Raw genomic sequence first — 14170 nt, 5'->3', positions numbered from 1 at the left:
TAGCTGTCTGTCTATTTATCTACTTGGCTATTTCGCTATTTCGCTATTTGGCTATTTGGCTATTTGGCTATTTGCGTGAGTTTATTTTAGTAACTCAGCTATCGTAGGTTGAAGAACCTCAGCCCAAGCTTGGTAAGCCTTCGCATTCAGATGCAGATCATCACATGAGTATTCATTCGATAAAAGCTTATTAGGTGACAATACTGAATTCACATCTAAGAACGCAATGTCTTGCTGGGAACAGTACTCGCTTATTTTGCTATTAAGCAGCTCCACCGATGGGTTCAAACCTTGCAGTTTAGAGCCAACATAAAGCGTTGATTGCACCAATATACGAATATCGTTTTCTTGCCACACTTCAAGCATATCAATGTAGTTCCGGTAGATATGTTCGACATCATTACCCTGAGCCAAATCGTTTATCCCTGCCATAAAGCACACCAGCTTTGGCTTCACATTCAACGTGGTATCAATACGGCGCAACATGCCAGTTGTGGTGTCACCCGCTAAGCCACGGTTGACCATCGAAACATCGCGAAAGATATCCGCCCAAGGTGCCCATTCGGTGATCGAATCACCAAACATCACTAGGTCTGCATTTGGGGAAAAATGGCGGTGATTGTCCGATGTCATGATGTAACGACTCATACTGTGGCCTCGTTGCTGAATCTCAGACTGAAGAGCAACCGCTTTGAGAATATCACTGTCCGGTGTAGTGCTATCAAATTGAGCCAGCAACCCTTCGATGTGAGGCTTAAAAGGGCTAAGACGAGTGCTCAGTTGGTGGTGTTCTTTAAGGGAAAATAACCTCTCTAGTAATGCATACAGAGAGCGGTTTTGACCAACTTCTTGGAATAACTGATAGAGATCGAGGACAGGGTGTTGCTGCAGCGCGGCAAGTAATTGCTTGTCTTCCATGGTGTTATCTAACCCTTCAATTATCTAATGATGAACCCAAGATAATATCCGATTGCTTTCGGGATAGATAACATTAGAAACAGAGAATGACTTATTCTCAACAAGGCTGGTACATACCGCATAAAAATATCTTCCTGTACAAATCTCGTTCCGACTCAAAAATCAGCACTTCATCATAATATGTATAAGAAATTAGCCACATATTGTGACCTCAGTCTCTCAGCCTACCGTCTACTCCTATTGCCACTATTTAACGGAGGATTTATAGAATATCAGGATGGTGAATAATAGGTTAAATCATAATAATAAGGACCTTTACGTGAAACTTTCTCTATCCAATACCGCGTTGGCCGTTACCGCCATCCTACTTGCAGGTTGCCAATCTGCACCTGAATCAGTTCAAGAACCAACAGCATACCAATGCCAAACGAATACCAATGCCGACGTGAATGACTTGAGGATCTATCAAGTGATGGTCGAAAGCTTTGTCAGTGGCGATGACTCAATTGGTCATGGGACAGGCTATGGAACCAGTCACCATAACGGAGATATCCAAGGTATTATCGACTCACTTGATTACATTGAATCTCTTGGCATGAACGGCATTTGGCTAACCCCAATCTTTAATTCAGAGCCTATCGAAAACCAAGACCATTGGGCTGATAGACTGGATGCAACCGGTTATTTTGCCACCGATTATTTCAATATCGATCCGAGATTCGGCACGATGGAAGAAGCTAAAACCTTAGTTGAAGAAGCGCATGCTCGAGGGCTTTATGTCTTCTTTGATGGCGTATTTGGCCACCACAAAAAAAACGTAGTGCCGTCACCAAAAGGTAAGCTGCCCCAAGGAGAGGATAATCCAGTCTCATACCCTGAGAGCCTAGCCTTCTATCAAGAAGTTGCCGAGTATTGGATCAAAGAGCTCAAAATTGATGGTTGGCGCTTAGATCAAGCTTATCAAGTGCCAAAAGAAGCTTGGAGTCAAATCAGAGAAACGGTAGACACCGCATCTTCTCAAGTCGAATACGTAAACAGCGAAGGTAAAACCGTGAACCCTCTGGGTTATATGGTCGCGGAAATTTGGGCAGGTGAGAACCGCATTATTGAAACAGGCTACGGTTCAAATGAAGCACCGGCCTTATGTTCTGCGTTTGATTTCCCTATGCGCTACCGCCTGACGGAAACCTTTGCTGTAAACGAAGCTGGCGTGGGGAACAAAGGTGGAGAGTGGCTTGCAGAAGGCATGTCTTTACATTCGTTATACCCAGACCACGCGAAGCCAAATTTAATGATCGGTAACCATGACCTTGTGCGCTTTGGTGACTTATTACAGCGCGGTGATATCGCTTCTCCACAAGACAAAGAGTATTGGCAGCGCTATAAAGCGGCATTTTCATTCCAAGCAGCTTATACCGGCCCAATAACCACCTACTATGGGGACGAAATAGGCGATCAGCTAGAAGGTTTTTCAGACAAAGTATGGACTGATGACTGTGCCATTAATGGTCTGTGTGATGATCACGTAGCCCGTACTAGCGGTAAAGTAGAAGGTGTCACAGCTCAACTCAATGCGCACGAAAAAGACTTAAAGCAATACGTGACAAACTTGATGAAACTGAGAGAAACGCACCCCGCTCTATCACAAGGTAAACGTACAAACCTGATGGCCAATGATGTAGCCTATGTCGATCACAAAGCCTATGAAGGCGATACTGTTGTCTACGCAGTGAACGTTACCAACAAAGAACAAACCATAAAACTAGCCAAAGAAAAAGTCGGCTCCATAGCTGATCTGAAGGATATTGAATCCAAGCAATCGATCTCAGCTATTGATGGCCACTACTCTATCGTTCTAAGCCCATTTGAAGCTCGTTTCTTGTCGATAACACAGCCAAGTGAAAAAGGGCCAATTGCGGTGATACTAGCAACAGGAAATGAAGTTGGACAAGGCTTCATGGCTCAATGTGACAATCCAACAATAAAAGCTGAAGGCCCTATTTCGAGCCCACTTTATGTGGTTGGCAATTTTGCTGATTCAGGTTGGAAACACGTGGGTCAACGAGAGTTTGAATATAAAGGTGACAACACTTACCAAGTCGTCACCACTGAAAAACCGGGCAGTTATCGCATGCAATATGCATCCAAGGCTTGGTCACCTCAGTTCACAGCGGATGGGCTTAACCTAAAGTTAGGACAGCTTAACTCGTTAATTAAAGGTGGTTACGGTCAAGATACCGCTATCACTATTCGTAATGCTGGGCAGTATGTATGGAGCTTACAATTCGATGATGCGGGGCAACCATTAAAAATTATGGCTTCCAAATGTGCTGAATAGCCAAACCTAAGATCCGAGATCAACCAAGTAAAAACCCCTTATTCCTACGAATAAGGGGTTTTCTTTAATCTGCATTGGATATTAAGAGGCCAGACACGATTAAAACGATATCTACCCCTGCTTCACTTGCAGGTGATTACGGTTATCGCGGCTTTTCTTGATCAGCTCGTTGCTCTCGTCCATTTCATCTGACTTAGCAAGGCGATCATAAAGTAGCACATTCACTGTTGCTGCTAGATTCATGCAACCAACAGTTGGTACATAAACAACATGGTCAGCTCGGTCAGCGACATCTTGAGAAATAGAACCATCTTCAGGCCCAAAGATATAGATAGCGTTCTCTGGGTGTTTAAAACGTGGCAGTGGTGTTGCACCCTCAGCCAACTCCACACATACGATCTTAGTTTCTGAATTAAGGTTATCTAAAAACGACTCGACACCAGTAAGCGGGATAGTGCGCGTTGCACTCTTGGTATCGGTGTGAAATTTTGCAGCCTTGTCGTAGCGTTGCCCTGTGTATTTAACTTCGTCGACTTGGTAGCAACCCGCCGCACGCATAACCGCGCCAACGTTTGTCGGGCTCTTTGGGTTAGTTAAACCAATAGTCACATGGCTTTTGTTCATGAATATTTCTCACTTAACGAATAGACATAGCAGGGTGCTACAAAGCGTCGCATTCTACCAAAGCAGCGCCAAATTCAAAAGCATCGAAACGAACGGCTCTTTTTACAGATAAGTACTTAGTTGCACCACCTATCACTTCAAAACCTAACCGCCATCATATTTATCAAACAAAAAGGTTTTAGGATAACAATTCAACAACAAGTCCGTTTACATTTCGAAACCACATTAATAATGTGTTGAAAATTGCCTGAGACAATCACATAGGAAGTGCTAATGACCCTCACCATCAAAAACCGCCTTTATATTCTCTCTTTTATCCCTTTGCTACTAATGGCAATTGGGATGATGAGCGTGACGTATATGAAGAGCACTGAGCTAACCGCACAACAAGTAGAATCGACGCGTAGCAATATGATGGCGATGAAAGAAAAGGAACTCAAAGCGTACCTGCAAATGGCTCAGTCTTCGATATCTCCTTTCTTAGAAAAAGGTGCCACGCTTGAAGAAGCATTACCCACATTAAAAACTCTAGAATATGGTGAATCTGGTTATATTTTTGGCTACAGCTCTAAGGGTGTAAGAATCGTCATCGGACAAGGTACCGATGGCATTGGTAAAAATTACTACGACCTTCAAGACAAACAAGGCAATTACCTAATCCAAGACCTGATTAAGAACTCAAAAATTGGGGAATTCACCACTTACTACTTTCCTAAGCCAGGTCAGTCCATTGCGTTACCAAAACTCAGCTACTCAATCTTTATTCCACAATGGGATTTAATGCTCGGCACGGGTTTTTATACCGATGATATTGACGCAGTCATCAGTGACATGAAAGAGAGCTCGAATGCTGCGCTACAAAGCTCACTAACTGCCATTGCAATTTTCTGTGGCTTGATTGCCTTAGTGGTAGCGGTTTTCGCTGTTGCAGTGAACCGTACAATCATGCAACCACTCGAGCAATTTGACCGTTCAATCAGTGCCTTTGCAAGTGGTGAGGCCGACCTAACGGCTCGAATGGAAACCTTCAAAGCGCCTGAGTTCGCCAAACTCAGTGAGAACTTTAATGCCTTTGTTGCTAGCCTACAGACCATCATTCGTAGCGTGAGCGATGTGGGTCAGCAAGTTGTATCAGAAACGAGCAGCATGTCTTCTCGCGCAGCTCAGGTCGACGAAATAGCGACAGGTCAACGTGAAGAGACAGAACAAGTAGCAACGGCGATGACCGAGATGACGACAACAGCGCAAGAGATCTCAAGCAACGCAAGCCAAGCGGCTGACTCAGCTAAACTTGCAGAGAACAATGCAAAAGAAGCTCAGCAAATTGTCAACGCTGCTGCAGGTTCCGTAGCAGACCTTGCAAGTGAAGTATCAGAGGCAAACACTGTGGTATCTCGCCTTGAAGGAGATGTACAGAACATTTCATCTTCACTGACTGTCATTCAAGATATAGCGGAACAGACCAACCTATTAGCACTAAATGCCGCGATTGAAGCCGCGCGAGCTGGTGATCAAGGCCGAGGTTTTGCCGTAGTTGCTGATGAAGTTCGTAAGCTTGCAAGCCGCACACAAGAGAGCACGGGCGACATTCACAAAATGATCCAACAGCTAAAATCCGCTTCAGATGCCGCGGTTAAAGCAATGGATTCCAGCCAAAGCAGAAGTGCTCAAACGGTAGAAGAAGCGAACGCAGCAGCTGCAGCACTTGCTAAAATTCAAGATTCGATTGATACCATCATGGACATGAACTCACTGATTGCAACGGCGACTGAACAGCAGAATATTGTTGGCCAAGAGATATCTCAACGCATTGTTGTGATTTCAGACCAAAGTTCTCAATCGGCATCGCTAGCAAACCAAAACCGTACAGGTAGCCAAAACTTAAACAGCCGAGCAAACGAGTTGTACCACTTGGTTGATCGCTTCACGGTTTAATGCTTAATGCTTAGTGCTTAGCAAGTAAAAGCTATAGAACATCAATAAAAATGGGCTTCAGAATCTTTGTTCTGAAGCCCATTTTCTTGTCCATAGTGTCTTGCCAGATAGAACTAGTCTAATTGCTCAGACAAGAAGTCGACTAACAAGCGAACCTTTGAAGACAAATTACGGTTCTGTGGGTAAAGCGCCCAAATCCCCTCTTTATCGTCTCGGTAATCAGATAACACCTCAACCAATTCGCCAGACTCAAGATCTTCACTCACGTAATATTCTGGTAGCTGCACTAAGCCAATACTCTGTTTCGCTGCGTCTTGTAAGGCTAAGCCACTGTTACATTTAATGCGTCCATTAACCCGAACTGAGCGAGGTCGCCCATTTTCTTTAAAACGCCAATGCTCAAAGCCGCCGACTAAACATTGATGATTGCTCAACTCAGAGAGTGTATGCGGTTCACCGTAACGTTCAATGTATTCAGGGCTGGCGCACACGTAGAGTTGGCGTTGAGACAGCTTCTTTGCCACAAGACTCGAATCTTCTAAGCGACCAAGACGAATAGCGACATCGACACCCGAATCAATAAGGTCGAGCTTTTGATTGGTCAACATCAGCTCAAGTTCGACTTGTGGGTGGAGCTTTAAGAACTGATGAAGTATCGGGGCGAGTTGACGCTCACCATAAGTCACAGGTGCTGTTACTTTCAGCAAACCTTTCGGCGTGGATTGCATCTGCGTGACGGCTAACTCAGCAATTTCTAAACCCTCGACCAACAACTTACATTGCTGATAATAGAGTTGCCCAGCCTCTGTTAGAGAAACCTTACGAGTCGTTCGATTGAGTAGTTTTACTGCGAGGCGTTCCTCGAGATTTGCCACTCTACGACTGATTTGAGCCACTGACGTAGCGAGTTTCTGTGCGGCACCAGTAAAGCTTTCGCGCTCTGCCACTGCAACAAACTCACTTACCCCTTCCCAATTGGCCATGCCTCTACCCTATTTTGAACTATGGTTACCCATACAGTGTATTGAAGATATAGATCAGTGTCACCTAGCTTAATATACGCCGTGCACATACAAAGGCCTTCATTGAAGCTAATATCGCATTCCCCACAAGGCTCCTATCGACCTAATCTACAAAGTTTGAACCGACCTTGTATTACAAATACTGTTATCAAAAAATACTCGCACCAAAAAAGAAAGCCCGCACTCATTGAGTACGGGCCTTATTATTGTCTATTACAGATGCGTGAGGGTTAAAACTAGAAACGACTAGCCACTCACTGTTGCCTGTTCAGTCTCAAAGATTACACTTCAAACTGAGAAACTAGGCTATCAAGTGCTTCACACTGTTCTGCTAGTGAGATGCATGCGTTCTCTGCATTGTTTGCCATCTCAACCATTTTCATGGTGCTTTCCGCGATACGTTGAACATTCTGGTTCACTTCTTCAGACACCTGAGACTGCTGAGAAGCCGCTGTTGCGATTTGCGTATTCATCTCATTCATCTTGCCGATTGAGTTACGAATCTCGCTCAATGATGAAGCTGCAGTGCCCGCTTGAACAATGGTTTTCTCGCCACTTGCCTTGCTTTCTGTCATCACGCCAACGGCATGTTTAGCGCCAACTTCTAAGCGTTCAATCATTGATTGGATTTCACCCGTACTGTCTTGAGTTTTGCTCGCAAGCGCACGGACCTCATCAGCAACTACCGCAAAACCACGACCTTGCTCACCAGCACGCGCTGCTTCAATCGCCGCATTCAATGCCAATAGATTGGTTTGCTCTGCAATGCCTTTGATCACGCCAAGAATAGAAGCAATGTTCTTCACATCAGTATCCAATTCCTGAACCACACCGCCTGCATTCTCGATATCTTGCGCAAGGCGTTCAATTGAAGTTACGGTTAAGCCCAAAGTGCTGTCTGCTGATTCCACTTCATTGTTCGCAACGTTACTTGCGGTTGCCGCATCTAACGCGTTACCACTTACCGTTTCACTGGTCGCTTGCATTTCATGAACGGCAGCCGCGACTACTTCACTTTCTTTCTGTTGATTCGAAGAAAATTCAACCACATTCTGCGTTATTGATTTGATGTTTTCCATCTCTGCACGTACGGCATTTGATGTCAGAATCACTTGTTCTACAGTAGTATGTATCTTACTAACAAACTTGTTAAACGCTGAACTTAAACGAGCAATCTCATCAGAACCTTCAACTTTCATTCGCTGAGCTAAGTTACCATCACCCGATGCGATTTCATTCATCGCTTTCTCTACGCTCTGAATCGGCTGAACGATAAAACGGTTCGATAACCACATCGAAAACAAAGCCGCAAGTACCGCCACCGCCATACCTACTTCGATGATCAGCTTACTTTCTTCAATCGAGTCATTAGCTTGCTGGCGAAGCTCTTTTTGTTTAACTGCAATGAGCTCTCTGATATAGCCGAGTTGATCGTGAATGATCGCAAACTCAGCGTCCAATGCTGGCGAGTAATCTATGTTGTATTGAAGAGCATTGGCAGGGTCTGCAAACATTGGTTCATGCAATGCTACCCACTTTTTCATCGCCTTTACCAGTTTCGCTAGCTCGTCTTGAGAAGATGAGTCTAAGACACCTGCGGTATATAGGGTTTGGACACTTTCAAAGCGTGGAACGGCTTTGTAAGCGTTGTCTTCAAACTCAAATTTTTGATATTCGATCGCATCCTTATCTTTAGCAAGTAATAAACCTTGCGCTGATGCAATGACTTGATAGATATCTCGGTACCCATCTTCTAGGTTGTCGAGAACCGGTTGAACCACATTATTGAGCTCATGGTTAATCGCTGCTTGCGCGTTAGATTTAATCACGTTAAGCACAGTAACAGTTGAGAAAACAATCACGATAACCATTAGCGGAATCGCAATTTTACTCTTAATAGAAAGGTTTTTGATATTCATAGAGGGTTTATAACCACACATTAAATAGGGACGCGCGCATAATATACAGTATCGATAAAAAAGCCAGCTATAGTTTTGTGAATCTCATCGCATATAAAACTAGACAATGAAAACGAGTGCTTCGCATTTAACCAGACGTCAACCTGAAAAGTTAAAGTGGACAATATTGAATTTATTTACCTTAGACATGTTCTATTACTGGAGAAGTCATCGAAATAACACCATAATATAGGGCTCTAAAATAAGTAGGTAAGAACATGAAAATTTGTGGTGTTGAAATCAAAGGTAACGATGCAGTCATCTGTCTTCTATCTCTATCAGACGGTGTATTTAACATTCCTGATTGCCGAGTTTCTAAAGTTGCGATTAGTGACGCAAACGACACACAGAATATGAAAGATTTTCAATTTTCTTTTGCAAAGTTAATGGAAGATTACCAAGTAGAAAAAGTGGTAATTCGTCAACGCCAAACTAAAGGCAAATTTGCTGGCGGTGGCTTCGGCTTCAAACTAGAAGCGGCAATTCAGTTGATCGACGGCCTAGACGTAACCGTTGTATCTCCGAATGAAATCAAAGAAAGCCTTAAGCGCAACCCTCTTATGATGAAGTTCAAAGAAACAGGCCTTAAGCAATACCAAGAAGCACCGTTTACCACGGCTTACGCTTGTTTAATGCAGCGCTAATCAATAGTCGCTAGCCAATATTGATACAGAAAGAGCCTGAATATTCAGGCTCTTTTTTGTTTCTAGCAATCTATTTCAAGTCGAGTTATACCAATCACAGTAAGTAAGTGATCAAAAATAGCGTAGGAAAAAAGCTTGAGAACAAGGCAGCATTTTTCGATAAGTAGTTATTCTACAATCAAAAATTCTAACGAAGTTATCGAGATTCTTAACAAGCTAGGGTGACCAGTTAGTTACTACGATTGGTATAATTTTGGTTGACACATTACCTCTCTAATGCTGTTCGTCTACGGAACTTAATCAACTCAGGCTTTTTCACCACCAGATAAACAGCGGTTGCTGACAACGCGAAGCCTATTGCGCCATAAATGTCGAATGACTCTCCAAAAATGAGCCACGCTTGGATGGCTGTCGTCGGTGGCACTAAGTAAAACACCGATGCCACACTTGAAGAAGCGCCATGCTCTACCATGTAAAGCAGCAAAAGGATGGCAACACAAGACAGAACCACCACCAGCCAGATTAGAGTCAACGTGAATTCTACAGTCCAGTTCACTTGCATAGTTTCGTAACGCATTGCGAACGGTAGAAACAACGCAGCAGAAGCCAAGTATTGCACCATCGCACCGCCGACCATATCTGTCCCCTGACAGAAGCGCTTCTGATACAAAGTGCCGCAGGTAATACCCACCAAAGAAACCAAACACAATAACGTTGCCAGGCCTTTTTGGTCGTCTGACTGCCATTCAATATTGCCCATCAACACCAAGCTAATACCCGCAAAACCGAGCGCTAATCCCAGCCACTGTGCAAAATTAAAACGCTGTGAAGTACAGCTGATCATTATCAATGCCGTCAGAATCGGTTGTAAGCCAACAAGTAGAGAACTCAACCCGGCGGGCATACCCATATCAATCGCGAGATAAGTGCCACCAAGGTAGAAGCCATGAATCAAAATGCCCACCACACAAGCGTGAAAAAATGCTCGACCACGAGGAATACGACGCTTAAGGATTGAAATCAAAACCAAGAATAGCGCCACGTTGGCTACCATCCTAAGTGAAAGTAACGTTGCGGGTTCAGCGTATTCAACACCAAGACGGGCGCCAACAAAGCCTGACGACCACAATAGTACAAACACAAACGGAATCATTTTAATCAGCATTACAAACCTCTGGTCAACTCTTCATCAATGCTGTTACCTTAGTTGGGTACAGATAACTAATAAAGATACAGATATAACACTTTAAATGGTTACAGATTAAGTGTGAGTTACAAGGGGGAAACGTGGAAGAAAAACTCAGCGGCAATAAATATCTCGCTATAGAACAACACATTAAGGCTCAGATCGATAAAGGGCTCTTTCACCCAGACGACCGCTTGCCTTCCATTCGTCAACTCAGTGAACAACTCGGTGTGAGCAAAAACACCGTGATTCGCGCTTATCAAGAACTGGAAGCGACGGGCTGGGTTTATTCTGTGCCTAAATCAGGCTATCGTGTGAAAACACCGAACACCACCATCTGGGATGCACCGAGCCAGCCTCAAAAAGTCGACCTCTTGTCGGTCACCAAATCTGTACTCTCCCGTCCGAAAGGTCGCTTGAAACTGCTTGCTGGTTCTGCACACCCGAACATTAATAACCCTGCCATTCGTAGCTTGTACGCCGAAATCGGTCGCCATAGCCGTTTGCAAACTCAGCTTCCCGGTTATTACCAATTACCTCCCGGCGATGAGCAATTAGTAAAGCAGTTGCTAAAGATCACCCATGATCTAGGCGTGCCTGCGGGATCGAATGAAATTGCAATTACACATGGTGCTCAACAGGCGATCAGTCTGGCTTTACGTGCATTAACCAAACCGGGAGACATCGTGGCGGTCGAGTCGCCCTGTTATTTCGGTAATCTACTTTTACTTGAATCACTTGGCTTGCAAGCCCTTGAAATACCAAGCAGCGTCAGCCACGGAATCGACATTCCTTCACTACAGAGTGCGTTGGACAAATGGGAAGTGAAAACCTTGCTACTAACGCCAAACTTTACCAATCCAACCGGTTCACGGATGCCATTGGCGAACCGAAAAGCATTACTGGAAATCACCGGATCTTTACCGATTATCGAAGACGATGTGTTCGGTAGCTTGGCATTCGACACACCCATTGCCAGCCTCAAAGAGCTTGATGACCAAGATCGAGTCATTTACGTCAACTCTTTGTCCAAGACCTTAGATTCTCGCTTGCGTATTGGCTGGTTACTCTCAGGTCGTTACCAGGCTCAAGTTGAAAAATACCTGTTATGCGACAACATGGGCAGCTCCAATTTAATGCAATCCGCGGTGGGTCAATTTCTCACTACCGGTAAATATCGCAGCCACTTATCCAAAATGAAACGACTCTACCAAGTCAATCAAAAGCAATTCCAAAGCCTGTTAATACAAGCGCTTGATGGCTATGAACACCTTGTTGGCCGCTACCATCTGTCAAAGCCTGAGGGATCTTTTTTAAACTGGATCACGTTACCTGAATCGGTCGATAGCTACGCGATTTATCAAGATTGTTTGAAGCACAAATTGGGAATATTACCTGGCACAGTCTTTGGGACAAACGATCAATATAAACACTGCTTGCGCTTCACGGTAGCGAACATCGAAGAGAGTAAAGAGTGGAAAGAAGGGGTTGTGACACTAGCGAAAATAATCGCGAAGCATACTTCTTTCTAATCGAATATTTCTGACTGCTAGATCATTCAACAATGAATAAACGTTAACTAAAACAACAAATACAATCACCAAGAAAATGCGTCAAACGATCACAGATAATACTCCGAAATACCTTTGTAAGTTTTTTAGAAAAATTCAAAAATAATTAGAATTTAACCCCTAACTTTACTGAGTATTTTGTTAGTCTTGGAAACAATCATTTACAATCCAAACAAAAATTAATTGGATCGCTAGAGGTTGTTTTTTTGAATATGAAATTATTCGGCAGTTCCCTAATCCTTTCGGGAACTGCATTAGGGGCTGGCATGCTTGCTATTCCCATGGTGTTGGCCCAGTTTGGCTTCATGATCAGCTCAGTGCTGATGCTACTTATCTTTATCGGCACCACTTACTCTGCACTCCTACTGGCAGAAGCGTGTACCAAAACGAAAGACAACAGTGGCATGAGCAGTGTTGCTTACCTAACTCTGGGCAGCAAAGGTAAACACTTTATCAATGCACTCTTTTACCTGCTACTGGTTTGCATGCTGATCGCCTATATCTTGGGTGTTGGCGACATCATTCATAAGCTACTGCTCGACGTCGGCGTAGACATCTCTGCATCCGCTGCTTATACCGTTTTCAGCCTATTGATGGGGGTGATTGTAGTCGCGGGTAAGTCTTATATCGATAAATTAAACCGTGGTCTATTCATCATGATGGTGGTGATGCTCTTCATTGTTATTGCCTCTCTGTTTAGTAATATCCGTCTAGATTACCTAACTCAAACTAGCCAATACACGGCCAATGACGTGGTGCAATACAGCGCGGTTATCTTTACTAGCTTTGCCTCTATGGTGGTGATCCCGTCACTGGTTATTTACAACCGAGAAGCGACTCAAAAGCAGATCCGCAATATGATTCTGCTGGGCTCGGTGATTCCACTAATCTGCTACCTAACTTGGTTGTTCGCGATTATCGGTAACCTTGGTACAGACGCTATCAGTCAGTTCCATAACATTTCAGAACTGATCTCAGAGTTTAGCGGTCAATCTTCTTGGTTGAAGGTAGTTATTGCGCTGTTCTCAGTACTGGCATTGGTAACCTCTTTCCTTGGTGTGTCGATGGCGCTGTATGACCAAAACAAAGACGCAGTCACCAACAACAAAGCATTAGCTTATGCTCTGACCTTTGTATTGCCTTTGGTATTAGCAGAGCTGTTCGCAAGCCAGTTCGTGAGCATGTTGGACTATGCAGGCATGGTGTTGGTGTTCCTAGCTATCTGGGGACCACTCGCAATGGTGGTTAAGGTTCGTAGGCCTGACTTCCCTCACCTACAAACCGAAGGCAGCTATACAGCAGGCGGTGGCGATACGGCACTGATGGCAACATTCGGTTTTGGTGCGTTGATTTTTATCTCTTGGTTTATGGGGTAAATCCCAATTGAATAGACTATCTGTTGCCATTTAGAAGGCAGCAGATACAAAAAGCCCGTTAGTCCGATTATTAACAGCCGGACTAACGGGCTTTCTTATTTTCTGATTACCATGGCCAAAAACTAAAAGTGCTTACTTGGTCAAATTGCCGAGCAACTGCTCACACTGCGCTTTTAGCGATTTAAGCTCATCTTCATTCATCTTAGAAAGACACAGCATTTCAACCGGAACGGTCTGCGCTTGCTCTTTGAGCTCTACCCCTGCAGGCGTCAGTGTAATAACTCGAACTCGTTCATCTTCAGCACTGCGAGTTCTAAGCACGTAACCTTTCGTTTCCAAACGCTTGAGTAGTGGCGTCAACGTACCTGAATCCAAATGCGTTTTTGCGCCTAGGGCTTTGACATTTATCTCTTTTTCTTCCCACAGCACCATCATCACAATGTACTGCAAGTAAGTAAGGTCAAGCGCTTTCAGTAAAGGTTGATACGCCCTACTCATTGCATTCGATGCACTATACAGCGCAAAACACACCTGATTATCCAGCTTTAGATAGTCATCTTGGTCGCTCATGATCACCTCACCAATAAATTAAATTGTG

Annotated in this window: 11 protein-coding genes; 5 read left to right on the top strand and 6 right to left on the bottom strand. The window is 44.1% G+C overall.

Features of this window, described 5'->3' with window-relative positions; translation table 11 throughout:
* Positions 1-81: 81 nt before the first annotated feature.
* On the bottom strand, positions 82-918 hold the full coding sequence (locus tag AB4513_RS00470) for an SGNH/GDSL hydrolase family protein (RefSeq protein ID WP_102258248.1): 837 nt from the start codon (positions 916-918) through the stop codon (positions 82-84).
* A gap of 277 nt (positions 919-1195) precedes the next feature.
* Here AB4513_RS00470 and AB4513_RS00465 point away from each other — a divergent pair, with 277 nt between their 5' ends.
* Positions 1196-3256, top strand: coding sequence for an alpha-amylase family glycosyl hydrolase (locus tag AB4513_RS00465; protein WP_102258249.1), 2061 nt, complete (start codon positions 1196-1198; stop codon positions 3254-3256).
* Between the two features lie 111 nt (positions 3257-3367).
* Here the strand turns inward: AB4513_RS00465 and AB4513_RS00460 are convergent, their stop codons facing one another.
* Positions 3368-3880 carry an RNA methyltransferase gene (locus AB4513_RS00460; RefSeq protein ID WP_009846247.1) on the bottom strand — a complete coding sequence of 171 codons (513 nt, stop codon included), beginning with the start codon at positions 3878-3880 and terminating at the stop codon, positions 3368-3370.
* A gap of 273 nt (positions 3881-4153) precedes the next feature.
* Between AB4513_RS00460 and AB4513_RS00455 the strand changes: the two genes are divergently transcribed.
* Positions 4154-5815: a methyl-accepting chemotaxis protein gene (locus AB4513_RS00455; RefSeq protein ID WP_017097657.1), complete on the top strand. Its 1662-nt coding sequence runs from the start codon at positions 4154-4156 to the stop codon at positions 5813-5815.
* Between the two features lie 113 nt (positions 5816-5928).
* Here AB4513_RS00455 and AB4513_RS00450 read toward each other — a convergent pair whose 3' ends face one another.
* Together AB4513_RS00450 and AB4513_RS00445 are read right to left on the bottom strand one after the other, a co-directional pair.
* Positions 5929-6798, bottom strand: a complete 870-nt coding sequence (locus AB4513_RS00450; protein WP_009846245.1) for a LysR family transcriptional regulator — start codon at positions 6796-6798, stop codon at positions 5929-5931.
* A 320-nt stretch (positions 6799-7118) separates the two neighbouring features.
* Positions 7119-8756, bottom strand: coding sequence for a methyl-accepting chemotaxis protein (locus AB4513_RS00445; RefSeq protein ID WP_102258250.1), 1638 nt, complete (start codon positions 8754-8756; stop codon positions 7119-7121).
* A gap of 257 nt (positions 8757-9013) precedes the next feature.
* Here AB4513_RS00445 and AB4513_RS00440 point away from each other — a divergent pair, with 257 nt between their 5' ends.
* Complete coding sequence (locus AB4513_RS00440) at positions 9014-9439, top strand: DUF3010 family protein (RefSeq protein ID WP_009846243.1); 426 nt, start codon at positions 9014-9016, stop codon at positions 9437-9439.
* Positions 9440-9704: 265 nt separating this feature from the next.
* Here AB4513_RS00440 and AB4513_RS00435 read toward each other — a convergent pair whose 3' ends face one another.
* The gene (locus AB4513_RS00435; RefSeq protein ID WP_102258251.1) at positions 9705-10604 is read right to left on the bottom strand and encodes a DMT family transporter; all 900 of its coding nucleotides are present in this window, start codon (positions 10602-10604) and stop codon (positions 9705-9707) included.
* A gap of 122 nt (positions 10605-10726) precedes the next feature.
* Between AB4513_RS00435 and AB4513_RS00430 the strand changes: the two genes are divergently transcribed.
* A complete protein-coding gene (locus AB4513_RS00430) occupies positions 10727-12157 on the top strand; it encodes a PLP-dependent aminotransferase family protein (RefSeq protein WP_102258252.1) in 1431 nt (476 codons plus the stop codon).
* 251 nt (positions 12158-12408) lie between these two features.
* Entirely contained in the window at positions 12409-13572 is a 1164-nt protein-coding gene (locus AB4513_RS00425; protein ID WP_102258253.1) for an amino acid permease, read from the top strand.
* 132 nt (positions 13573-13704) lie between these two features.
* Here the strand turns inward: AB4513_RS00425 and AB4513_RS00420 are convergent, their stop codons facing one another.
* A complete protein-coding gene (locus AB4513_RS00420) occupies positions 13705-14142 on the bottom strand; it encodes a MarR family winged helix-turn-helix transcriptional regulator (protein ID WP_029223898.1) in 438 nt (145 codons plus the stop codon).
* Positions 14143-14170: the final 28 nt, after the last annotated feature.

It is taken from the genome of Vibrio sp. 10N.222.54.E6, assembly GCF_041473955.1.
GTDB lineage: Bacteria > Pseudomonadota > Gammaproteobacteria > Enterobacterales > Vibrionaceae > Vibrio > Vibrio tasmaniensis_A.
This window is presented reverse-complemented; position numbering and strand designations above follow the sequence as displayed.

Coding starts and splice junctions, on each gene's coding strand:
- AB4513_RS00470 (WP_102258248.1), bottom strand. CDS start 918: ATGGAAGACAAGCAATTACTTGCCGCGCTGCAGCAACACCCTGTCCTC.
- AB4513_RS00465 (WP_102258249.1), top strand. CDS start 1,196: ATGGTGAATAATAGGTTAAATCATAATAATAAGGACCTTTACGTGAAA.
- AB4513_RS00460 (WP_009846247.1), bottom strand. CDS start 3,880: ATGAACAAAAGCCATGTGACTATTGGTTTAACTAACCCAAAGAGCCCG.
- AB4513_RS00455 (WP_017097657.1), top strand. CDS start 4,154: ATGACCCTCACCATCAAAAACCGCCTTTATATTCTCTCTTTTATCCCT.
- AB4513_RS00450 (WP_009846245.1), bottom strand. CDS start 6,798: ATGGCCAATTGGGAAGGGGTAAGTGAGTTTGTTGCAGTGGCAGAGCGC.
- AB4513_RS00445 (WP_102258250.1), bottom strand. CDS start 8,756: ATGAATATCAAAAACCTTTCTATTAAGAGTAAAATTGCGATTCCGCTA.
- AB4513_RS00440 (WP_009846243.1), top strand. CDS start 9,014: ATGAAAATTTGTGGTGTTGAAATCAAAGGTAACGATGCAGTCATCTGT.
- AB4513_RS00435 (WP_102258251.1), bottom strand. CDS start 10,604: ATGCTGATTAAAATGATTCCGTTTGTGTTTGTACTATTGTGGTCGTCA.
- AB4513_RS00425 (WP_102258253.1), top strand. CDS start 12,409: ATGAAATTATTCGGCAGTTCCCTAATCCTTTCGGGAACTGCATTAGGG.
- AB4513_RS00420 (WP_029223898.1), bottom strand. CDS start 14,142: ATGAGCGACCAAGATGACTATCTAAAGCTGGATAATCAGGTGTGTTTT.